The organism is Streptomyces sp. NPDC086554 (genome assembly GCF_040686095.1).
Classification (GTDB): domain Bacteria; phylum Actinomycetota; class Actinomycetes; order Streptomycetales; family Streptomycetaceae; genus Streptomyces.
In genome coordinates, this window is the sequence record NZ_JBFBJK010000007.1 from 232,952 (window position 1) to 254,913 (window position 21,962).

Below are 21,962 nucleotides of genomic sequence, written 5' to 3' on the forward strand. Positions count from 1 at the left end.
CGGGGCTCGCCCCTGCCCAGAATTCCGGTGAACTGCGTACGAGCCGTCAGCCGCGAGGAGGAGCGGCAGCAACGCCTTATGACGGAGCGCTCCCGGCCGCGATGTGTCCGGCGCGGGATGGTCAGTGCCGGGTGCCGCACTCCCAGGCCCGCGTCTCCACCTCCGCCGAGCCCCGGACCACCGTCACCTCGTAGCGCCCGTCGGGAGCGGGATACACCTTCTCCGTGAGCATCGCCCGCTCGTCGACGAACGCCTCGATCAGCGGGCCGTCCACCAGGACCCGCAGATGGGACCTGGTCCCGCCCGGCACCGTCGCGATCGCCTCCGCGGTCCTCGGCAGCGGATGCGTCGACGTCGCAGGAGTGCCCGTGCGGTCAAGGACGAGGGTCCCCCTGGTCGGGTTCACCCTGAGGGACACCGCAGCGCCGAGGCTCAGGACGATCTCGCTGTCGGGCTGCGCGACCCGTACGTCGACTTCGATGTCGTACGCCGCCGGAAGCTCCGCGCCGACGGGCAGCGGCCTCCCCCGCAGCGCGGTCAACTCGCGGGCGGGGGCAAGGCGCAGGGTGCCGTCCGGGTGCACGCCGATCTCGCGCGGGTGGGTGAGGCAGCCCGCCAAGCCCGCGGCCAGGGACTCCTGCTCGGTGCGTGACTCCCAGCTCCAGCCCCACAGCAGCGTGCGGTCGTCCTCGACGAGGGCGGTGGGTGCGTAGAAGTCCCTGCCGTGGTCGAGCATTCCGCCGGTCGCGGGCACGAAGCGCAGGCCGTCGCCCGCAGCCCGCAGGTCGCCGAGGAGATACGAGGTCGAGTACGTGATGTCGTCGATCCACAGCGAGAGCAGCAGCACCCAGCGGCCGTCCCCCGTCGGTAGCAGTGCCGGGCACTCCCACGCCGTGGCGGGCCCGGCGATCCGGCCCGCCACCGGGTCGGCGGCGTCGACGAGCGAACCGGCGTAGGTCCACTCGGTGAGCGAGTCCACGCGGTAGAGCAGCACGTCCCCGGTCCCGCTCCCCCGGTGTCCTGCGCCGATCAGGGCCCAGCGCCGTCCCTCGTACGAGAAGAGGTACGGGTCGCGGAAGGCGACGAGGTCGAGGCCGGGCGGCGGACCTGCGACGACCGGCTCGGGCTCGGCCTTCAGCTCGGTGATCAGGTCGTCCGTGGCGCGGGCCAGCATCACCGAGCCGATGCCGTCGTCGCGGTCCATGCCCGTGTAGACGGCGGTGGGCACCCCGTCATCGACGACCGCGCAGCCGGACCAGGCGCCGCGTCCGTCCCGGCCGCCGATGGTCGGGGCGAGCGCGATGCCGTGGTCGGTCCAGGTGACCAGGTCGGGGCTCGACGCATGGCCCCAGTGGATGTCGCCCCAGACCGGGGCGCCGGGGTTGTGCTGGAAGAAGAGGTGGTAGCGCCCGTCGTGGAAGAGCGGCCCGTTGGGGTCGTTGCACCACTGCCCGGCGGCAGGACGTACGTGGTGGCTCGGGATGTTCCGGTCGTCTGCCTCAGTCATGGCGATGTCACTTTCTGGAAATCGACCTCTTGCAAACCGGAACCTAACACGTGATAGTTGACCCGCCCTAGCACGTTTCAGGAACGGATCCGCGAGGGAGCGCCCATGACGACCCAGAGCCCGGCGAGCAGGCGGAGCCTGAACTTCACCCTGATCAGCGCGGCACTCTTCATGTTCTTCGTGACCTGGTCGCTGTCCTGGTCGCTGTTCTCCATCTGGCTCACCCAGGACATCGGCCTGAGCGCGGGCCGCAGTTCCCTGGTGATCGGCGCCAACGCCATCGGCTGCCTGGTGACCATGCCGGTCTACGGCTTCATCCAGGACCGCCTCGGCCTGCGCAAGAACCTCCTGTACTGGATCGGCGGCCTGATGCTGCTCGTCGGCCCGGTGTACATCTACATCTACGGCCCGCTCCTGAAGTCCCATTTCGCGATCGGCCTGATCGTCGGCTCCGTCTATCTCGCCATGGCGTTCGCGGTGGCCGTCGCCACCCTGGAGAGCTACGCCGAGCGGCTCGGCCGCTTCCACGGCTTCGAGTTCGGCCGGGCCAGGATGTTCGGCTCGCTCGGCTGGGCCGCGGCGACCTTCTTCGCGGGGCGCCTGTTCAACATCGACCCGGACCTGAACTTCTGGGCCGCCTCCGGCGCGGCCGCCGTCTTCGTCGCGCTCCTGGTGGCGATCCGCGTGACGGACGGCCGCCGGGCCACGGCCGTCGACCACGCGGCTTCGTCGGTCTCCGTCGCCGACGTGAAGTCGCTCCTGACGTACCCGGCGTTCTGGGGGCTGCTGCTCTTCGTGGTCGCGGTGACGGCGACGTACAACACGTACGACGCGATGTTCCCCTCGTACTTCGCCTCGCTCTTCTCGACCACCGCCGACGGCAACCGCATGTACAGCGACCTCAACTCCGTTCAGGTCTTCCTGGAGGCGGGCGGCATGGCGCTCGCGCCGTTCCTGGTCAACCGGCTCGGGCCGAAGCGGTCGTTGCTTGTCTCCGGCTGCATCATGGCGACCCGGATCTGTCTGTCCGGCCTGGTCACGGACCCGGTCGCGATCTCCGCGGTGAAGCTGCTCCACGCGGTCGAGCTGCCGATCATGCTGATCGCGATCTTCAAGTACATCAACCGGCACTTCGAGCCCCGGCTCTCGTCCTCGATCTACCTCGTCGGCTTCCAGCTGGCGACGCAGATCGGCGCGGCCGTCATCTCCCCGCTCGCGGGCATCGGCTACGACAGCATCGGCTACGCCCACACGTACCTGATCATGTCGGGCTTCGTGGCCGCGTTCACCCTGATCTCGGTGCGCACGCTGCGGACCGACGAGAAGGGACTGCCGGAGGCCGAGGCACCCGTGGCCGCGGAGCCCGATCCGGAACCCGCCAAGGTCTGACCTGCCCCGCCCCGCCCCCTCGAAAGGAACACCCCTGTGATCGTCGTCGCCGGTGAGGCACTGATCGACTTGGTGCCGCAGGCCCAGGGTGCCGTGACCGCGCCCCTGCTGCCCGCGCGCGGTGGTGGCCCGTACAACACGGCCATCGCGCTCGGGCGGCTCGGGGCGGGGGTCGCCTTCTGCTCACGGATCTCGACGGACGCGTTCGGCACCTCGCTCGTCGACAGGCTGCGCGCCGAGCGGGTCGGCACCGGGCTCATCCAGCGCGGCCCCGAGCCGACCACGCTCGCCATCGCCTCGATCGACGCAGGTGGTTCGGCCGCGTACAGCTTCTACGTCGAGGGCAGCGCGGACCGGCTCTTCGAACTGCCGGGTGAACTGGCCGCCGACACCAGGGCGTTGTCGCTCGGGACGTGTTCACTCGTCCTCGAACCGGGGGCGAGCGCGTACGAGGAGCTGATGCGGCGCGAGGCGGGGCGCGGGGTCTTCATCGCGCTCGACCCGAACATCAGGGCAGGACTCATCCCGGACGCGGACGCCTACCGGGCCCGTTTCATGAGCTGGCTGCCGTATGTCTCCCTGCTGAAGCTGAGCGAGGAGGACGCGGACTGGCTGGGGCCCGATGTCGATGGGTGGCTCGCGGCCGGGCCCGCCGCCGTCGTGATCACCCGGGGCGGCGACGGCCTCACGGTCTTCACGGGGGACGGCCGGAAGATCTCCGTCCCCGGCGAACGCGTCGACATCGTGGACACGATCGGCGCCGGTGACACCGTGAACGCCGCGCTGCTGTACGCACTGTCCGAGCGGGACCTCCTTTCGGCGCGGGCCCTTGCCTCACTCCCCGGCCGCACCTGGAGGGAGGTGCTCGCCTTCGCCGCCCGCGCGGCGGCGATCACCTGCTCACGGGCGGGGGCGGAGCCGCCGTACGCGAGTGAAGTACGGACTGGCGCCGGCGCCCCTCGACAGATCCCATAAGCAAGCGCTTAGTATCGGGGGTGCGGGGCTTCCTGCCCCGGCATCGGTACCGCCGTCACCGCATGGAGAAACCGCATGGCATCCCTGCTCCTGTCCCGTCGCGATCTCGACTTCCTGCTGTACGAGTGGCTTGACGTGCCCGCGCTCACCGGCCGGGAGCGGTACGCGGACCACTCCCGCGAGACCTTCGACGCCGCCCTGGAACTGAGCGAGCAGATCGCGACGCGGCACTTCGCCCCGCACAACAAGAAGAACGACGCCCAGGAGCCCACCTTCGACGGCGAGCGGGTGCACATCATCCCCGAGGTGAAGGAGGCCCTGCGGGTCTTCGGGGATTCGGGGCTCCTCGCGAGCGCCATGGACCACGAGATCGGCGGCGGCCAGCTGCCCGCCGTGGTCTCCCAGGCCTGCTTCGCCTGGTTCCAGGCGGCGAACGTGGGCACGGCGGCGTATCCCTTCCTGACCATGGGCAACGCCAATCTGCTGCTTGCGCACGCCTCCAAGGAGCAGATCGACACCTTCGTACGCCCCATGGTCGATGGCCGTTTCCTGGGGACGATGTGTCTGTCGGAGCCGCAGGCCGGTTCGTCCCTCGCCGATGTGCGCACGCGGGCCGAGGCCCAGGAGGACGGGACGTACCGCCTCTTCGGGAACAAGATGTGGATCTCCGGCGGCGAGCACGAGCTGTCCGAGAACATCGTGCATCTGGTGCTCGCCCGGATCCCCGGCGGGCCGCCCGGCGTGAAGGGGCTCTCGCTGTTCATCGTGCCCAAGTTCGTTGTCGGCGCCGACGGTTCGCTCGGTGAGCGCAACGACGTCGTGCTCGCGGGCCTCAACCACAAGATGGGCTACCGCGGGACCACCAACACGCTGCTCAACTTCGGTGAGGGCGCCCATCGGCCTGCCGGCGAGCCCGGCGCCGTCGGCCACCTCATCGGCGAGGCGAACCACGGCCTCGCCTATATGTTCCACATGATGAACGAGGCCAGGATCGGCGTCGGACTCGGCGCGACCGCCCTCGGCTACACCGGCTATCTGCACGCGCTCGACTACGCCCGCAGCCGCCCGCAGGGCCGGCCGATCACCGCCAAGGACCCGGCGTCGCCGCAGGTCCCGATCATCGCGCACGCCGACGTACGCAGGATGCTGCTCGCGCAGAAGACGTACGTGGAGGGCGCGATGGCGCTCAATCTGTACTGCGGGCGGCTGCTCGACGAGCAGCAGACCGGCACCTCGCCGCAGGCGCGGGCCGACGCCGAGCTGCTGCTCGACGTGCTCACCCCCATCGCCAAGAGCTGGCCGTCGCAGTGGTGCCTGGAGGCCAACAGCCTGGCGATCCAGGTGCACGGCGGCTACGGCTACACCCGCGAGTACAACGTCGAGCAGTTCTACCGCGACAACCGCCTCAACCCCATCCACGAGGGCACGCACGGCATCCACGGCCTCGATCTGCTCGGCCGCAAGGTCGTCATGGACGGCGGCGCAGGGCTGCGGCTGCTCGTCGAGCGGATCTCGCGGACGACCGCCCGCGCCGCCGCCGCGGGTGGTTCCGCGGCCGGGTACGGGCGTGCGCTCGACGCGTCCGTGGCGCGTGCGGTGGACGTGACCCAGCGCCTGTGGTCGACCGGCGATCCCCGGACGGCCCTCGCCAACGCGAGCGTCTACCTCGAAGCCGTCGGGCATGTCGTCGTCGCCTGGATGTGGCTGGAGCAGTTCCTCGCGGCCGCGCCCGGCACGGAGGCCTTCCACGAGGGCAAGCGCGGCGCGTGCCGCTACTTCTTCCGCCATGAACTGCCCAGGACCGAGGCCCAGTTCACGCTCCTTGAAAGCCTTGACCGGACGGCCGTCGAGCTGGCGGACGACGCCTTCTGACCCGGAGCAGCAGGACGACGGGACCCGGGCTACGATCGCTTCCGCCCGCGACCGCGGGAACGCCGCGAACCCGCGCGGACGCGGAGCCGGCACCTCAGGAGAGACGACGATGACCAGTTCACTGCTGAGGCCGCGAGGCCGCGGCCGCGCGAGCGCGACCCGAAAGAGCACGGCCGCGGGGAGCACGGCGCCCACCCGGATTCTCGACTGGGAGAATCCGCGCGTCGCCGAGCTGATCCGGAGCCTGGGGCCGGGGCCGGACGGCGCGGCGGACCCCGCACGGCAGCTGGACACGCTGCGCCGGGCGCACGGGCGGATCGCCGCGACCGTCCGGCCCGTGTACTCGGTGCAGGACGAGCGGCCGGTCTCGGAGACCCTGCGTCGCGGCCGCGGCTCGTGCAGCCAGCGTCTCGCCGTGCTCGAAGCCGTGGCCCGGTCGTCCGGCGTGGCCACGCGGGTGCGCGGCCTCCTGGTGGACGGGGCGTTCTGGTACCCGCGCTTCCCCCGGCTGCGCCGCATCGTCCCCGATCAAGTACTGCTCGCATGGCCGGAGTTCCGCTTCGGGGGTGCCCCTTCGGACGGGCACACCGCCGACGCGTCCTGGCTGCCCGTGTCCGAACTCTTCGGGGGTCTGGACGAGCTGAGCGAGCGGCGCGGCGACGGTTTCACCAACGCGGGCACGGAGACCCTCTTCGAGGCACTGTCCAGGACCGCGGTCGACTGGGACGGGGCAACGGTCTGCGCGGCCGACGCGGTGTCCTGCGACCTGTCGGCGCACGTCCTCGCCGACCTGGGGCACTTCGCGTCGCGCGACGAGCTCTTCGCCCTGCACGGCCAGACGCTGTGCGGTCCTGCCCGGCTGATGGCCGAGCCGGTCCTCGGCCGCCGTGCGGCGGGCGCGCGGCAGATTCTCGGCTGAGGCGCCGACACCGCCGACCCCGCCGACTCAGCTTCCGTACTCCACCAGGCTGGTCGGCGTCACGACGCGCCGCGCCGGGCCGGGGGGCGCGGCGCCCGGCTTCTTCTCCCGCATGCGGTCGGTGAGGAGGCGGCCCGCCGCGCGGCCGAGTTCGTCGCTGTCGTACGCGACGAGGGTGAGGGGAAGGCCCAGCGCGTCGGCCAGTTCGAAGTCGTCGAAGCCGGCAAGCGCGGTGTCGGTGCCGCTCGCGCGGATCGCGCGGAACGCCCCTATCGTGTTGCGGTTGTTGGAGCAGAACAGCGCGGTGGGCGGTTCGGGCAGCGCGAGCAGCTCGGCCGCGGCGCGCTCGGCCTCGCGCGGTTCGGTCTGGCCCGCTCGTACGCGGCTCTCGTCGAGCGGGAGTCCCGCGTCCGCGAGGGCGTCGGCGTATCCGCGCAGGCGTTCGGTGCCCGTGTAGACGGCGGGCGGGGAGCCGAGGAACCCGATCCGGCGGTGGCCCTTGGCGACAAGACGGGCGGTGGCATCGCGGGCGCCACCGAAGTCGTCGACCAGGACGCAGTCGGCGGCGAAACCCTCGGGCGGGCGGCTCGCGAGCACCACCGGTACGCCCTCGGCCGCCGCAGCGGCGAGATGCCGCTGATCGGCGGCCGCGGGCACGGCGATGATGCCGTCGACGCGGCGGGCGACGAGGTCGGCGACGAGGTCGCGTTCGCTGTCCAGGTTCTGTCCGGTGTTGCCGATGACGGTCTTCAGGCCGTCGCCCGCGACCACGGAGTCGACACCGAGGGCGAAGCGTGAGTAGAAGGGGTTGGCGAGGTTCGTGACGACGAGGCCGACCAGTCCGGTGCCTCTGCCGAGGCGGAGACTGCGGGCCACTTCGTTGGGGCGGTAGCCGAGCTCGGTGGCGGCGGCGCGGACCCTTGCGCGGGTGGCGGGCAGGACGCGGGGGTCGTCCCGCAGGACGCGGGAGGCGGTCATCGCGCTGACCTCCGCGCGTTCCGCGACGTCCCGCAGCGTGGGCTTGCCTCCCCTTTGCGCCTGCGGCTCGGGCATCGGTCGTGGTTCCTCTCTCCGTCTGCTCCGCTACGGGGAGCGTCAGCTGCGAGACGCGACCGCATACCCCGCAGCCCCCACAAGCGCCGCGTCCCCGGCAAGGAGGCCCCTGCGTACCCTCACCGGAGTATCCCCCAGTCCGGACCGGAGCGACGGGCGGACCAGGTCCCAGGACCGGGCCATGGAACCACCGACGACGAGCACCGAGGCGCGGAAGTCGCGCAGGCACGGGGCCAGGACCACGCCCAGGGCGGTGAGCGCCTCGTCCAGGACCCGCCGGGCCCGCCGATCGCCCTCCCGTGCCCGCGCGGCGACATCGTGCACGTCCGCGTCACCGTCCCGGTACCGGGCGAGGATGGCCCGCCGCGACACCGTGTCCTCCAGCGGTGCGCCCGCCCACTTCAGCAGGTCGACGCGTCCCTCGGGCGGCACCCCCGGTCCGTCGCGACGGACTTCGCCGTCGGCGAGGAAGGCCGACCCGACGCCCGTCCCCAGCGTGATCCCGGCACAGCGCCGCTCGCCGCGCGCCGCGCCCGCGCGCCACTCCCCGAGGAGGAATGCGTGCGCGTCGTTCAGGAAGACCACGTCCGTCGGCCGCGGCCGGACGCCGTCGAGCAGCACCGCGCGCACATCGATGCCGTACAGGTCGTCGAACTTCCCGACGCCCTCGAAGCGCGCGATCCCCTTCCCGTAGTCGAAGGGGCCGGGCACGGCGACGCCCCACACCCCGCCCGCAGGCGCCCCGAGTTCCTCGGCGCAGCGGATGACCGCGCCGAGCACGTTCTCCGCAGAGGCGCGCGCGTCGACCGGGCGGCTGATCCGGCGGCTCACCCGCAGCCCGTCCTGTTCCACCAGCGCGGCGGTGACATGGGTGCCGCCGATCTCCAGAACAGCCGTCATGAACCGTTGCGCTCCCGCACGAGCGCCTTCACCACCTTCGCCGGGCCGCCCGGCGCCACAAGCCGGTAGGCGCCGACCGCCGCGGGAACCGTCAGCGTCTCGGCGTACGACAGCGCGTGCCGGTCCCCCGCCTCCGTCTCGACGACGATCCCATCCCCCGCCACCACGTTCAGCACATGGAAGCGGCCCCGCGTGTGCTCGTCCACGGCGGCGCCCGCGTCCAGGGTGTGGCGGCGCACCTCGTAGAACATCTCGTCCAGCGCGCCGAGCAGCTCCTCGTGCCAGCCGTCGCCACGCCGCAGGACGCGCGGCTCCTGCACCAGGTCGCGTGCCACGGCGTCGCCGCGCCGTTCGGTCTCCAGGTTGGCGAGGCCGTGTTCGTAAGGGAGTTGGCGCGGGTTGCCGTCCGCGTCCGGGCGGAGCCAGTCGTAGAAGCGCAGGCTGTAGAGGTAGGGGGTGGCGCTGATCTCCAGTACGAGATTGCCCGCGCCGCTTGCGTGCGGGGTGCCCGCGGGGATCATGAAGAGACGGCCCCGCTCGGCGGGGAACGTCAGGACGTGGTCCTCGGGATCCATCGGCACGCCGTCGTTCGCCGCCTCCTCGATCTCCTTGCGGAAGAGGTCGAGGTCGGCGTCCTCGCGCAGGCCGAGAAAGACGCGGGTCTCCGGACTGCCGAGCGTCATGTAGTACGTCTCGTGCTGTGTGTACGCCCAGCCGAACCGCTCCCGCATATACGGCTCCTTGGGGTGGCAGTGCACCGAGAGGTTGCCGCCGCCCACCGTGTCCAGGTAGTCGAAGCGGATCGGGAAGGAGGTGCCGAAGCGGGCGTGCACGTCCTGGCCGAGCACCTGCTCGGGGTGGAGCACGCACATCAGCTGGAAGGGCACCTCCGCCTGGGTGTCGGGGCCGTGCCCGATGAGGATGCCCGCTTCGGGGGCGATCAGTTCGTAGCCGAGGGCGGTGTTGCGCGCGCCAGGGTTGAAGCCGAGTTCCCGTCGGCCCCAATGACCGCCCCAGGGCGTCGAGTTGAAGAAGGGACGGGTGCGTACGGGGCGGTGTGCGAGGTCGGCGTAGCAAGCCCGGAGGCCGTCGCCGTCGAGGAAAACGGGATGCCCGGGGTCCTGCACGTCGAGCCAGCCGTCAAGGCGGTCCGCGATGCCGTCACGGTGGCGGTCGAGCATCGGCCAGTCCACGTAGAAGAGCCGCTTCAACTCGGCGTGTTCACCCGGCAGTCCGAGATGGGCGCCCGTCCCTGCGGTCACCGCCGACTCCGCGTACCGCTTGGGCAGATCGGCGTACCAGAGCACGTCGTGCGCGACGAGCGAGGCACCGGGGCCGTAGACGAGCAGGAGCGCCTCCTCCAAGGGCCTTGATATGTGCGGCAGTTGGTCGAAGAGGTCACCCAGGGGGTTCTCGGCAAGGCGGCAGTAGTACGGGTCGGCGGTGTCGGCCGGGTTCATGGTGCGGCACCGCACATCGGCGGGCGGCGCGTAGTGCGTACGGATGTCGAGGGTGCGGACGGGGGCGGGGCAGTCGGCGGTGAGCCGTGCCGCGATGGCCGCCCAGTCGGCGGTCGGTGGACCTTCGACGGCGACGATCGCGGGTCCTGGCGGCAGCTGGTCCGCCACGGCCTGCCAGCCGGCGGCCAGCACGGCCCCCGGTGCCGGGGCGTAACGCGGGTCGAGCCGGTACACGCATGCTCCTTCGTTCACGGACGTACGAAAAGCACGGCGGTGGTGCCGAGTGCGGGAATGGTTATGGTCAACTCACCGTCCGTCTGCGGCAGTTCCTCGCCTGCCGCCCCCAAGTAGTCCGCCCGGTGCGCCGCGGCGACCGGGAAGTGGACGCGGACCGGGCAGTCCACCGGCTCCTCGGCGAAGGACTGCAGCCGCAGCAGTACTTCGCCGGGGCCCGGTGCGGTGGCGCCGACCAGGCGGACCCTCGGGTCGCCGAGGTCGGCGAAGGCGAGGGACGCCTGCCCGCCGCCTTCCGCTCCCCTGGCCCGCACGGCACGCAGCGGGCGGCTCCAGGCCGCCGCCGTGGCGGGGCCAAGACCACCGGCGGAGGCGCCGGACGTGGCGCAGGCCAGGCTGTAGCGGTAGGTGAACTCGAAGCCCTGCTCGCTGGGGAAGTTGGTGTCCCAGAGGTTGTTGTGGATCCAGGAGAAGACGGTGGCGGGTTCGTCGTGGCCCATCGTCTTGGGGAAGGGCGCGTACGGCAGGGCGATGTTGCCGAACTGCACCAGCGGCGCGTCCTGCGTGGACCAGGCCACCGCGAGCCCGTCCTCCGCGAGGGTCACCCAGCGGCGCACGGCCCGCATGTGCAGCGCCGAACCCGGCACCACGGGAAGGGAGTTGCCCGTGAGACCGCCGGAGGCCTCCATGCGTACGGCAGGGTCGTCGAAGGAGAAGGGGAAGGCGAAGTAGGCGCTCTCCTTGCCCAGGGTCGCGTCCTTGTCCAGGCGGTTCTCGATGTCGATGCGGGGCACGCCGACGGGCAGGGTGAGGGTGGTGCGCAGCCGGTTGGCCCCGGCCGGGCGGGTCTCGTACGTGATCGATTCGGCGGTCGCGGTGGAGCGGCGGGCGATGAGGGCGGCGGGCGGGGCGACGGCGCGGCTTCCGAGGTGTTCGAGGCGGTCGGATGCCGTGGTGCGGCTGGAGTTGTGGTTGAAGGCGCCCGCGGTGGTGTAGCTGTCGTGGATGTAGCCGTTGAAGCCGACCACGGCATCCTGCCGGACGAGTTCACGGCCGGTCGACTTGTCGATGACGGAGGCGATGCAGGCGTGCGCGAGGTCGACGCGGACGGCGAGGTGTTCGTTCTCCAGGAGCGTCGGGTCGACGCGGGCGAGAGCGGCGGCGGCACTCTCGGCGGGGTCATCCCGCTCCGAACCGCCGGTGGGATTCCAGCCGGTGGCGGCCTTCACGACGGCGGGTTGCGCCCCATCGGCGGCCCAACCCTCCCGCGCCGAACCACCCGCACGACCCCGCCAAGACGCCACCTTCGCACCGGCGGCCTGCGCCACGCCGGTCTGCCCCGCCCCGACGTCCCGTGCCGCTTCGGCTGTGATGTCCAGGCGCACGGACCCGGCAGGCGGCACCTCGTCCACCCGCAGCACCAGGAACCGTCCGGCGTCCCGGTGGTCGTCGTTGGTCTGCGGCTGCTCCTCGTGCACGATCCTGCGGCCGGTCCGCGCGTCGTGCACGGCCACCGGGCGGTCCAGGGGCACGCTGCTCTCCGGCAGGAACACGCTGACGACGTCGGTGCGCGGCCAGGAGCAGGTGTTGATCACGTGGTACGTCGCCATGGCACCCGGCGACACCGCGAGCCGCTGCCCGAGGCGTGCGCTCGCACGGGCGAGGAGTGCGTGGCCGTCGTCGTGGGCGCGCATCGCCTGCCCGTACTTCCAGTGCCACTGGTGCTCGCCGGAGTGGCCGCCCTCGTCGCCGTGGGTCCACGGGTCGCCGGCGCCCCAGGTGTGCTCGTCGAAGAGCGACACCGCCTCGTAGACCCCGGCGGCGTCGCGGGTGTCTTCCTCGGCCCCCGTGGCGCCGAGGATTCCCGCGAACGTGCCGATGGTCTGGGCGTCGGCGACCACGGATTGGGCGGTGCGGGCCAGCGAGAGCGGCCGCGCTCCCGAGCCGACGCCGTCGACCCACCAGTCGGTCCAGTCGCCGTCGAAGGTCTGGATGGCATCGCCGAGCCTGGCCTCGGCGTCGGTGAAGAAGTCCTCGTTGCGGGAGAGCCGCAGCTGCGGGTACGCCCAGGTTTCGTTCCAGCGGCGGACGGTGTCGGCGATGATGCGGCGGGGCGGCGCGTTGTCGCCGAACTTGCCCTGGACGCGCAGATGGAGGACGTCCCAGGGGTAGGGCTCGCGCTTGATCTCCGCCTGGTCCATCGCCCAGCCGAAGATGCCGCCCCGATAGGGGTACGGGTGGGTGGCCAGGGAGGTCAGATAGGCGGGCAGCAGATCGTCCACGTCGGCGTAGTCGGTGTCGAAGCCGAGCAGCGGGCCCTCCATGTAGGCGAGGCCGTGCGGGGTGTCGGTGACCCAGACCAGGACGCTGTTGCCACTGGGGGCGCGCCACCGGAAGAGCCGGGGCAGCTTCTCCCCGCCGACCAGGTGGGGCACGGAGCGTCCGGCCCAATTGTGCGCCACGGAGAGGTACTTGACCCCGGCGGAGGAGAGGGCGTCGACGAGGCCGACGACCGCTCCGGGCACGTCGGTCTGCATCGCGGAGGTGAAGTCGACGCCGTGCTCGTCGCGTATGTCGTGGGCCAGGCGCAGGAGTTCGTGCAGCTCGTCCGTGGAGCAGGTCTCGGTGTGCAGGTTGAAGGGCAGGGCGGTCAGCTCGATGCGTCCCTCGCGCACCCTGCGTACGAACTCCTCGACCTGTTCGGCGGGCCGGGCGTCCGCCCACTGCCGGAAGGACCACAACGACTCGACGCACCACCGGAATTGGGACTCGGCGGGCCAGTCGTCGGTGGCCCGGGTGAGCTCCAGACAGGAGTCGAGGAAGGAGAGATGCTCGGCGAGGACGTGGCCCTGCGGGTCGGTGTAGCCGATGTCGAGGTGGGAGTGGTGGACGAGGTGGATGGTCCACTGGCGTTGCGGGGTGAGTCGTACGTCGATGCTGCCCTGCCCCTGCGGGAGGCCGACGGTGACGCGGGTCGCCGTCTCTACGGCGGGGACGAGAAGCCGCACCGAACGGCCGGGCCCGGGGACGCGCTCCACTCGCAGCGCGGCTCCCGACTCCGTGCGCACGCTCAACTCGGCAGGAATCGCGGCCCCGTTGACCGGCTCCACACGCAGGGACTGAAGGAGGGATCCGTCGCCCGCGCGCCGCATCAGCGGTTCCTCCGTCAGCCTGAACACGCCCCCGGCCAGGGGGCCTTCGGCGCTGACCACACTGGAGCGCAGGCTGTCGCGTATCCGGTCGTTGTCCCAGTCGGTGGTGCGGACGAGGGCCCGTGTCGTCATGCGGATCTCTCCCGGAGGGTGGTCGGGGTCAGCGGGCTGATGCGGTGACGCCGCGCAGGAACAGGCCGCGGAACACCAGGAAGACGAGGAGCGTGGGCAGCGACACGATCAGTGCGCCGGCCAGGATGACGGGCGGCCCCGCCGAGCTGTAGGCGTTGTAGAGCGCGTTCAGGGACGCCATCACCGGCTGGACCTCGGGGCTGCGGCTGAGGGTGATGCCGAGCAGCAGGTCGTTCCAGACGGCGGTGAACTGGAAGATGAAGGCGGCGCCGAGCCCTGCCTTCATCAGCGGTACGTGGATGCGCCAGAAGATGCGGCCCATCGAGGCGCCGTCGATCAGCGCCGCCTCGGTGATCTCGGGCGGCATCGTGGTCATCTGATTGCGGATCAGGAAGAACGCGAACGGTATGGCCCAGGCGACGTACACCATCATCAGGCCGAGCCGGGTGTCGTACAGATGGGCGTCGGCGTACAGGCCGAAGAGCGGGGCGAGGAACATCTGCAGCGGGAAGAGCGTGCCGGAGTAGACCAGCCAGAACCAGAAGGCGGGCCTGGGGATCGGCAGCACGACCACGGCGAACGCGGCCATGGCCGCGACGAGCACCGCCGCCGCCCCGCACACCACGGCGTACAGGAGCGAGGACTGGAAGCTGTCGCCGATGCCCGCGTCGCTCCAGGCGGTCCTGAAGTTCTCGGCGATGTCGAAGCCCTGCGGGGTCCACGCGGGCTTGCCCGCGTATTCGGCGGCCGGGGTCAGCGCGTTGACGATGAGCAGATAGAGCGGGATCAGCCAGAACACCACACAGCCGATGACGAAGAGATTGCGCACCGTGCGTCCCATGAGGGTCTCCTCTTCGGGGCCGGGTCAGGCCCGGGCGGCGGACTCGGGCATCTGGCGGCGCAGATACATCCAGGACGAGGCGACGACGATCACCGAGAGGACGAGCGCGATCGCGGAGCCGTAGCCCACGTGGAAGAGCCGGAACGCCTCGCGGTACATGCTCAGGGCGAGGGTCTCGGAGGAGCGGGACGGGCCGCCCTTGGTGAGCAGCCAGATCATGTCGAAGGCCTTGAGGCTGTTCACGATGGCCATCCCGACCACCACGACCGTCACGGCCCGCAACTGCGGCAGCGTCACGAACCAGAACATCCGCCAGCCGGTCGCGCCGTCCAACTCGGCTGCTTCCACGGTGTCCTTGGGGATGGCGCGAAGACCGATGGCGAAGAGCACGACGTTGAGCCCGGTGGCCTGCCAGGTGCTCGCCACGATCATCGCGAGGGTGTTCTGCGGCCATTCGAGCAGCCAGGCCTGCGCCCACGAGTCGAGGCCCACCGCGCGAAGGATCTGGTTGACCCCGCCCTGGCTGTTCAGCATGAAGTACCAGAGGACGCCGGTGGCGGCGCCCGAGATCGCGTACGGCAGGACGATGACGAGCTGGGCGAGGCCGCCGAAGCGCATCCGGTGGGTGGCGACGGCGATGAGGAGTCCGGCAAGGACGGGCAGCAGCAGCGTTCCGGCCACCCACAGCACGGTGTTGAGCAGGGAACGCCCGAAGATCGGGTCGTCGGCGAGCCGCGCGTAGTTGTCGAAGCCGGTGAAGCTGCTCGTGAAGCCGTTGTCCTCGAAGAAGCTGCCGTAGACGCTGCGGAAGAAGGGGTAGACCAGCAGGACGCCGACGAGCGCGAAGGCGGGAAGCGCCCAGGGCAGTGCGGCGAGCGGCCTGCCGTACCTGCCGCTGTCGGCGGCAGCCTGGTGGGGCGTACGCGTGGGCACTCGGCGACGGGTCCGCCCCGCTTTCCCGGAGGGCTTTCCCGCGGCCTTCGCGGTGGTCACGATCTCGGTCATGTCTCTTCCGCCTCCCACCACACCTTCCATGCCTCGTCGGCGCGGTCCTGCATGGTCCGAAGCACCTTGCGGTACGAGGGCGGGTTCAGCAGGAACCCCGCCAGATCGTCGACGGTCGCCTCGACCAGCTCCGGAGGCCCCTGTTCCCAGAAGCGGTTGAGCAGCCAGAGCTTGTCGCCGCGTACCTTGCGGGCCAGGCCGTCGATGATCGGGTTCGCGGGCGCGACCTCCGGGTTGGGGCAGCCGTCCTGGAGGGTGTGCGAGAAGGCCTTCATGACCGTGGGATGCAGCCAGGCACCGGCGGCCTTCCGCGCCTCCTCGTGGTCGGGACCCTTGACCGTGGAGACGAACGCGCTCGACTCGAAGATCACGCTGGGGCGGGCGCGCGGCGTCGCCATCGGCAGCACGAAGGCGTCGACGTTCTTGCCGGGCTTGCCGCCCGCTCCGACGAGGGTCGAGCCCAGCCAGGTGCCGCAGGGAACCATGCCGATCTTGCCCTGGACGACCTGTGCGGCCGCGTCGTTGTGGTTCAGGTCCATGGGCGTGAACCAGTCCTTGTCGAAGAAGGACGCGATGGTGCGCAGGGCCCGCTCGGCGCGCGGGTCGGTGTAGCGCTCGCGGCCGTTCATCAAGTCCTGGTAGAAGGACGGGTCCTGACGGCTCAACACCTCCTGGAACCAGATGAAGGAGGGCCACCGTCCGTCGGCCGTGCCGTGCAGGGGTGTGATGCCGTTCTTCTTCAGGCGGGCGCAGGCGGCGAGGAAGTCGTCCCAGGTCTCGGGGACTTCCAGGTCATGCTTCTTGAACACCTCGGGGTTGTAGAAGAACACCCAGTACGCGAGGTTCATCGGCAGGGCGTAGACGCGGTCCCGGTAGGTGAACGCGGGGCGCAGGGACGGCTCGACCCAGCCCTTGCCGACCGCGCGGTCCCACTGCTCGGTCAGGTCGACGACACCGCCGGTGCGGGCGAGGTCCTGGAGCCGGTACCCGGACCAGTACTTGAGCATGTCGGGCGTCTTGTTCGTCCGCAGCGAGGACCGTACGACCTGCTCGAACGACTCCAGGGACGCGATCACCTCGGGCACGAGCTCAATGCCCGCGACCGACTTCATGGCCTTGCCCGCGGCGGCCATCGGCTCGGCCCAGGTGGCGTTGTCCCCGTGCACGGCGACCTTGCCCGGGGGCTTGCCCTCGGCGGTTCCACAGGCCGTGGCGAGCGCACCGGCGGCGGCCGCGGCGAGGAGGGTGCGCCGGTCGACGGCGGCTCTCGGCGCGGGACGACGGCTCTGACGGTCTTGACCGCCCTGACGACTACCTGACATGGGTGGCTCCCTCAGGTGTGTGTCAGCCCGGTGTTAGCGTTACCACGGGCGTCTTGGAGCTTCGAGGCGCGGGGCCGGGATGTCAATGGGCAACGCAAGAGACACCGCCGGGCCGGGCCCCGTAAGGGGCGCGGGGAACTGCGCGACCGCTCGTTCTCCAGGCGCAGTTGTTCCGAGCGCTGCTCCATCTGGGCCAGTCGCTTCTCGGCCTCGCTCAGGCCGATGAGGGGCGGTGGTGGCGTCGGCGTCGCCGCGCGGTTGCGGGCGATCGCGATGAAGCCGCCGAGGTTGCGGTTGCGCTGCTGCGGCAGCGGGCGGGACTTGCCGGCCAGCGTGCGGTGCACATGCCGGTAGAGGGTGTCCATGTCGAGCGGGTCGGGCCGGTCGGGGACGCCCTCGGTCAGGGTGGCGATGAGCTCGCCGGTGAACGCGGTGTAGCGCTCGCCGGGCGGGGACAGGGCGGGGCGGGTCTCCGCGGATGCCGTGAGCAGGCAGGTGCCCTCGACCACGGCCTGGTCGGCGATGTGGGTGCTGGCGCTCATCTTGCCGAGGAGGGCACGTCCGCTGTAGCAGCAGTCGAGGATCACCACCGTGCGCCGGGCGTTGGCCTGTTGGTCGAGGACGGCCCGGCGCAGGTACTCGTAGCGAAGTGAGGTGTACTCGCGTTCGCGGTCGGATCCGGGCAGGGCGAGATACAGCTCGTCGGTGTGCGGGTCCGTCAGACCGTGCCCCGCGTAGTAGACGAGCAGGGTGTCCTCGGCCCGGCGCGCCTTCTCCCGGACGGTGTCGAGGATGTCGCCGACGCCGTCCGGCTGCGCGATCACCGTGCAGGCGTCGCCGGCAAGGCCCCACACGCCGGGGTCGGAGCGGGCCGGGTCGACAGCAGGGCCACGGCTACTCGCTGTCCCCGTCCGACGCGACGGGTGCGGGCGCGGCGGTCGCGTTCCACATCCGCAGGATCTGCTCGACCTGCTCCGGGGAGCTGTCCCGCAACGTGACTACGACGCCGTCCCGTTCGAGGCGCACCTGCGGAGGGCGCGGACGCGAGCCGCGCCAGGCGGCGACCGCGGTGATCAGGCTGCCGAGGGCGATGCTGTTGGCGAGTACGACGTTGACGAGTTCCAGTCCGTCGCCCATGTGGCCCGGCGCCGAACCGGCCGCCCCGGTGGAAACCCTTGCGTGGCCCCGGAGTTCGGGCTCCGCCATGAGCCAGCGGGACAGCGACATGGCGGATTCGGCGCCGTCCGCTTCCGCTTCCGCGTCGGCCGTGCCGTCGCCGAACGTGACGTTGACTTGAGCACCGGGTTTTGCGGGGCCCGGCTGCTTCCGGGGTCGGCTGCTTCCTGGGCCCAGGATTGCCCGACAAGGCTCAAGCTGAGTGGCGGGCCCCGGCTCCGCCGTCGCACGATCGGGGTACACCACCGGAAGGGACCGCTCAGTGGCCAAGATCAAGAAGGGCACGAAGAACACGAAGAACACGGAGAAGAAGCAGGGCAAGGGAGCGAGCAAGCCGCCCGCCCAGCTGCGCGAGCTGTTGCGGATCCCCGACGGCGAGCGCGTGGACCTCTCCGCGTACGACGCGTCCGCGACCCCGGCAGGTCCGGCGGACAAGGCCGCGGGGGTCCTGGCGACCGCCCAGATGGGTGAGCGCCTCGCGGGCCTCCAGGAGCGGCTCTACGCGGCGAGCACCGCGGGCGACCGCCGCCGCGTCCTGCTCGTCCTCCAGGGCATGGACACCAGCGGCAAGGGCGGCACCGTCAAGCACGTCATCGGCCTGTTCAACCCGTCCGGCTGCCGCATCAAGGCGTTCAAGACGCCCACGCCCGAGGAGCTGAACCACCCCTTCCTGTGGCGCATCATGCAGGCGCTCCCCCACCCTGGCGAGATGGGCATCTTCGACCGCTCGCACTACGAGGACGTCCTCATCGCCCGGGTACGCGACCTGGTCCCGCGCAGCCAACTGGGCCGCCGCTACGGCCAGATCAACCGCTTCGAGCGCTCCCTGGCCGACGACGGCGTCACGGTCATCAAGTGCTTCCTGCACATCTCGTACGAACAGCAGCGCCGCCGCCTGCTTGAACGCGTCGACAACCCCGACAAGCACTGGAAGTTCAACCCGGGCGACATCGAGGATCGGGCCCTGTGGCCCGCCTACCAGGAGGCGTACGAGATCGCCCTGGAGCGCTGCTCCACGACGCACGCCCCGTGGTACCTCATCCCGGCGGACCGCAAGTGGTACCGCAACTGGGCCATCAGCAAGCTGCTCCTGGAGCATCTGAACGCGCTGGATCCGCAGTACCCGAAGGGGGACTTCGATGTGGCTCTGGCGAGGAAGCAACTACTCATGACCTGAGGCCGCCTCAGTAGTGCGCGGTCATGCGTGTCCAGAAATCGTCGTCGAGGCCGTGGTGGTCCAGGGCATAGCGCTCGGCGTACTCGGCTGCGAGGCGGGTGCGGGTGTCGAAGGCGGTCGTGGTGCGCCAGTGGGTGACCGCTTCGGGGAAATCCTTCTCGACCTTTCGGCCGTCGCGTTCGGTGCGCCAGTCGAGGCAGAAGAAGCAGCCGTTGATCTGCTTCAGCGCCGGGTGGGCGTCGACGGCACGGATGGCCGCGCGGCCGACGTTGCCGGTACCCCAGACCACCGTGGAAATCATGCGGCAGAGGGTAACGACCGGGGGTGTCGGTTTATAGGGCCATGACAGGAAAAGGTGTCCGGCGGGCGGGGCGTCGCCGGACACCCCTTCCTGTCATGACCCCTTCTCCTAGCGGATGTTGACGTCGATGCAGGCGTAGAAGGCGTTCGACGTGTCGCCGATGTTCCACACGGCGAGCACCTTGTGCCTGCCCGTCGCGCTGCCCAGATTGACCTGGTGGGAGACGGTGGCGGGGGGCTGCTGGTTGCCGCCGTCGATCGTGGCGACCTTCGTGCCGTCGACGAAGTACTCGTAGTTCGCGGTGCGGTGGCGCGCGGTGAACGTCCAGGTGAAGGTCTGCGTCCTGCTGACGTCGCTGACCTTCCAGCCCTTGCTGTCGTCGTCGAGCTCCGCGAACCTGGCGTTGCCGCCGCTGCAGCTGCGCAGGCCCTTGGGCCCCTCGACGCTCTGCGGTTCGTACTTGATCTCGCCGCACTCCACCGTGCCCGCGGCGCACTGCGCCTGACGGCTCGCCGGCGCGTTGACGTACCCGTGCGCGCTGGCCGAACCGGTCGGCAGTGTGAGGGCGAGGACCGGTGCCAGGCCCGCGCCGATCGCGGCAGCGGTCTTCCGCTTTCTGTCCATGCGTACTCCTTCACGGCGTGGCTTCGTGGGGGTGTGCGGCGTGAAGTGCTCTCGTGGGGCGGCCGGGGCCGGATGTTCACGGCTGCCGATTAGTCCAGACCATAGACTTCGGCGAGTCTCGGTCAAGGTTGACTTTCGGACTACCGCCGCAGGGCGCTTCTCACTTGCGGCGTGCCGCCACCGCCGCCTGTATCAGCCGCAGTCCCGGCCCCGTCATGGCCGTGGTGACGAGGGTGACGAGCACGAGCACAGCGAACAGCTGGTCGTCGATCACTCCCGCCTGGTGACCGATGCCGAGCACGACCAGTTCGGTCAGGCCGCGCGTGTTCATCAGCACGCCGAGCACCAGCGAGTCCGTACGCGTGAGGCCGGACAGCCATCCCGCAAGGCCCGCGCCGAGGATCTTGGAGACCATGGCGGCGACGAGCATCCCGCCCAGGAGCAGCGCGTTCCCCATGTCGAGGGAGAGTTCGCCGAGGTCGAGGGAGAGGCCGAACCCCAGGAAGAAGAACGGGAGAAGGAGCTGCGCCAGCGTGTGGACGGCGGCCGACTGCGCCTCGCCGGACTGTCCGCGGAAGGTGGTCGGCCAGGCGAGCCCGAAGACGAACGCCCCGATGAGCTGGTGGATGCCGAGCTGAGCCGTGAGACCGGCCGAGGCGGCCACGCCCGCGGTGCACAGCGTGAGGACCGCGGCGGGCGATCGGCCCAAGGGGCCTTCGAGCACCCTCTTGAGCCCGGCCCGAACCGGACCGAGCAGGACCGCCGTGGCCAGGAGCGAGAGCAGCAGCGTCTGCCATGTCGTACCCGGCCCGTCGCCCTGGGCCAACGCGAGGGCGACGGTGAGCACCAGCCAGCAGACGCCGTCCCCGACCGCCGCGGCGTAGAGGCTGAGCCGGCCCGTCTTGCTCCCCAGCAGTCCGAGGTCGGCGAGGATGCGGGCAAGGACGGGGAAGGCCGTAACGCTGAGCGCGCAACCCAGGAACAGGGCGAAGGCGGTCGGCTCGGAGGAGACCCCCTCGTAGCGCGGGAACAGCCACAGGGCCAGCGCGGCTCCGGTCGCGAACGGGACCAGGAAGGACGCGAGGGTCACGAGCAGCGCGCCCTGCGCCTCGCGGGCCGTCCTGCGTGCCTGGGACAGTTCCTGTCCCACGCCGAACATGAAGAGGACGAGGCCGAGTTGGGCCAGCGCGTCGAGCCCCGTGACGACCGGCTTCGGGAAGATCCACGAGAACACGTCCGGGGCAAGGCGCCCCAGCAGCGTGGGCCCCAGGGCGAGTCCCGCGCAGATCTCACCGATGACGCGGGGCTGGCCGAGCCGCTCCGCAAGCGCTCCGGCGCCGCGTGCCACGACGAGCACGGCCGCGGCGGCGAGCAGCAACACAGCGGTGCTGGAGCCCCCGGGCCCGTGCGCGCTCCCGCCACCCGCGTCCCCGCCCCGCCCCGCCTCGGCCAGCGCGAGGACACCGGCGATGACCGGCACCACGACAAGCAGTCCGTACCCGATACGCCGACGACGACGGACCGTCGGACCGACGGGCGCGTCGTCATCGGCGGGTGCGGGGAGCGTCTGGGGAGACACATCACGTGCCTCCTCGGTCTCTTCTGTGAGTCTCACGTCGATAGCCGATCCTGTGTGTGGCGGGTGTGGGGTGGCGGGTGTGGGGTGCGGGTGCGGGGTGGCCAGTGCGGGGCGGTCGGTGCGGGATGGCAGGTGCGGGGCGGTCGGTGCGGGATGGCAGGTGCAGGGCGGTCGGTGCGGGGCGGCCGGTGCAGGACGGCCGGTGCAGGACGGTCAGTGCAAGACGCCCGATGCAGGGCGCCCGATGCAGGACACCCAGTGCGGAACGGCGGTGCAGGACGCCCGGTACGCGGCGCCCGATACACGCCGGCCAGTGCAGGGCGCCCGATGCGCGGCGGTCGGTG

General features: G+C 70.9%; 17 protein-coding genes and 1 pseudogene. 5 read left to right on the plus strand and 13 right to left on the minus strand.

Annotated elements, in window-relative coordinates; genetic code table 11:
* Nucleotides 1-121: 121 nt before the first annotated feature.
* A complete protein-coding gene (locus tag AB0O76_RS14100; protein ID WP_365489484.1) occupies nt 122-1,507 on the minus strand; it encodes a glycoside hydrolase family 32 protein in 1,386 nt (461 codons plus the stop codon).
* A 105-nt stretch (nt 1,508-1,612) separates the two neighbouring features.
* Here AB0O76_RS14100 and AB0O76_RS14105 point away from each other — a divergent pair, with 105 nt between their 5' ends.
* From AB0O76_RS14105 to AB0O76_RS14120, 4 genes are all read left to right on the plus strand, one after another.
* Nucleotides 1,613-2,896, plus strand: a complete 1,284-nt coding sequence (locus AB0O76_RS14105) for an oligosaccharide MFS transporter (protein WP_365489487.1) — start codon at nt 1,613-1,615, stop codon at nt 2,894-2,896.
* A gap of 36 nt (nt 2,897-2,932) precedes the next feature.
* Nucleotides 2,933-3,871: a carbohydrate kinase gene (locus AB0O76_RS14110; protein ID WP_365489490.1), complete on the plus strand. Its 939-nt coding sequence runs from the start codon at nt 2,933-2,935 to the stop codon at nt 3,869-3,871.
* 75 nt (nt 3,872-3,946) lie between these two features.
* Nucleotides 3,947-5,743 carry an acyl-CoA dehydrogenase gene (locus AB0O76_RS14115; RefSeq protein ID WP_365489492.1) on the plus strand — a complete coding sequence of 599 codons (1,797 nt, stop codon included), beginning with the start codon at nt 3,947-3,949 and terminating at the stop codon, nt 5,741-5,743.
* A gap of 109 nt (nt 5,744-5,852) precedes the next feature.
* Entirely contained in the window at nt 5,853-6,662 is an 810-nt protein-coding gene (locus AB0O76_RS14120; RefSeq protein ID WP_365489495.1) for a transglutaminase domain-containing protein, read from the plus strand.
* 27 nt (nt 6,663-6,689) lie between these two features.
* Here the strand turns inward: AB0O76_RS14120 and AB0O76_RS14125 are convergent, their stop codons facing one another.
* Genes AB0O76_RS14125 through AB0O76_RS14165 form a run of 9 tightly spaced genes read right to left on the minus strand, consistent with a single transcriptional unit; the run spans nt 6,690 to nt 17,988 of the window.
* Entirely contained in the window at nt 6,690-7,715 is a 1,026-nt protein-coding gene (locus AB0O76_RS14125; RefSeq protein WP_365489498.1) for a LacI family DNA-binding transcriptional regulator, read from the minus strand.
* Nucleotides 7,716-7,757: 42 nt separating this feature from the next.
* The gene (locus tag AB0O76_RS14130) at nt 7,758-8,615 is read right to left on the minus strand and encodes an ROK family protein (protein ID WP_365489501.1); all 858 of its coding nucleotides are present in this window, start codon (nt 8,613-8,615) and stop codon (nt 7,758-7,760) included.
* A complete protein-coding gene (locus tag AB0O76_RS14135) occupies nt 8,612-10,309 on the minus strand; it encodes a hypothetical protein (RefSeq protein WP_365489792.1) in 1,698 nt (565 codons plus the stop codon). The genes AB0O76_RS14130 and AB0O76_RS14135 overlap by 4 nt, the downstream gene beginning before the upstream one ends.
* Before the next feature lie 14 nt (nt 10,310-10,323).
* On the minus strand, nt 10,324-13,593 hold the full coding sequence (locus AB0O76_RS14140) for an alpha-mannosidase (protein WP_365489504.1): 3,270 nt from the start codon (nt 13,591-13,593) through the stop codon (nt 10,324-10,326).
* 28 nt (nt 13,594-13,621) lie between these two features.
* Nucleotides 13,622-14,434, minus strand: coding sequence for a carbohydrate ABC transporter permease (locus AB0O76_RS14145; protein ID WP_365489507.1), 813 nt, complete (start codon nt 14,432-14,434; stop codon nt 13,622-13,624).
* A gap of 24 nt (nt 14,435-14,458) precedes the next feature.
* Entirely contained in the window at nt 14,459-15,439 is a 981-nt protein-coding gene (locus tag AB0O76_RS14150; RefSeq protein WP_365489510.1) for a sugar ABC transporter permease, read from the minus strand.
* Nucleotides 15,436-16,761 carry an ABC transporter substrate-binding protein gene (locus AB0O76_RS14155; RefSeq protein WP_365489513.1) on the minus strand — a complete coding sequence of 442 codons (1,326 nt, stop codon included), beginning with the start codon at nt 16,759-16,761 and terminating at the stop codon, nt 15,436-15,438. Before AB0O76_RS14155 ends, AB0O76_RS14150 begins: the two co-directional genes overlap by 4 nt.
* An 11-nt stretch (nt 16,762-16,772) precedes the next feature.
* Nucleotides 16,773-17,615: a caspase family protein gene (locus AB0O76_RS14160; RefSeq protein ID WP_365489516.1), complete on the minus strand. Its 843-nt coding sequence runs from the start codon at nt 17,613-17,615 to the stop codon at nt 16,773-16,775.
* 40 nt (nt 17,616-17,655) lie between these two features.
* Nucleotides 17,656-17,988, minus strand: coding sequence for a hypothetical protein (locus AB0O76_RS14165; protein WP_365489519.1), 333 nt, complete (start codon nt 17,986-17,988; stop codon nt 17,656-17,658).
* A 295-nt stretch (nt 17,989-18,283) separates the two neighbouring features.
* Here AB0O76_RS14165 and AB0O76_RS14170 point away from each other — a divergent pair, with 295 nt between their 5' ends.
* The gene (locus AB0O76_RS14170; RefSeq protein ID WP_365489795.1) at nt 18,284-19,114 is read left to right on the plus strand and encodes a PPK2 family polyphosphate kinase; all 831 of its coding nucleotides are present in this window, start codon (nt 18,284-18,286) and stop codon (nt 19,112-19,114) included.
* 10 nt (nt 19,115-19,124) lie between these two features.
* Here the strand turns inward: AB0O76_RS14170 and AB0O76_RS14175 are convergent.
* The 3 genes and pseudogenes from AB0O76_RS14175 to AB0O76_RS14185 all read right to left on the minus strand — a co-directional run.
* Nucleotides 19,125-19,340, minus strand: a pseudogene (locus AB0O76_RS14175) (carboxymuconolactone decarboxylase family protein); the annotation flags it as partial.
* A gap of 183 nt (nt 19,341-19,523) precedes the next feature.
* Nucleotides 19,524-20,039, minus strand: coding sequence for a lytic polysaccharide monooxygenase auxiliary activity family 9 protein (locus tag AB0O76_RS14180; protein ID WP_365489522.1), 516 nt, complete (start codon nt 20,037-20,039; stop codon nt 19,524-19,526).
* A gap of 160 nt (nt 20,040-20,199) precedes the next feature.
* On the minus strand, nt 20,200-21,654 hold the full coding sequence (locus tag AB0O76_RS14185; protein WP_365489525.1) for a cation:proton antiporter: 1,455 nt from the start codon (nt 21,652-21,654) through the stop codon (nt 20,200-20,202).
* Between the last annotated feature and the right edge of the window lie 308 nt (nt 21,655-21,962).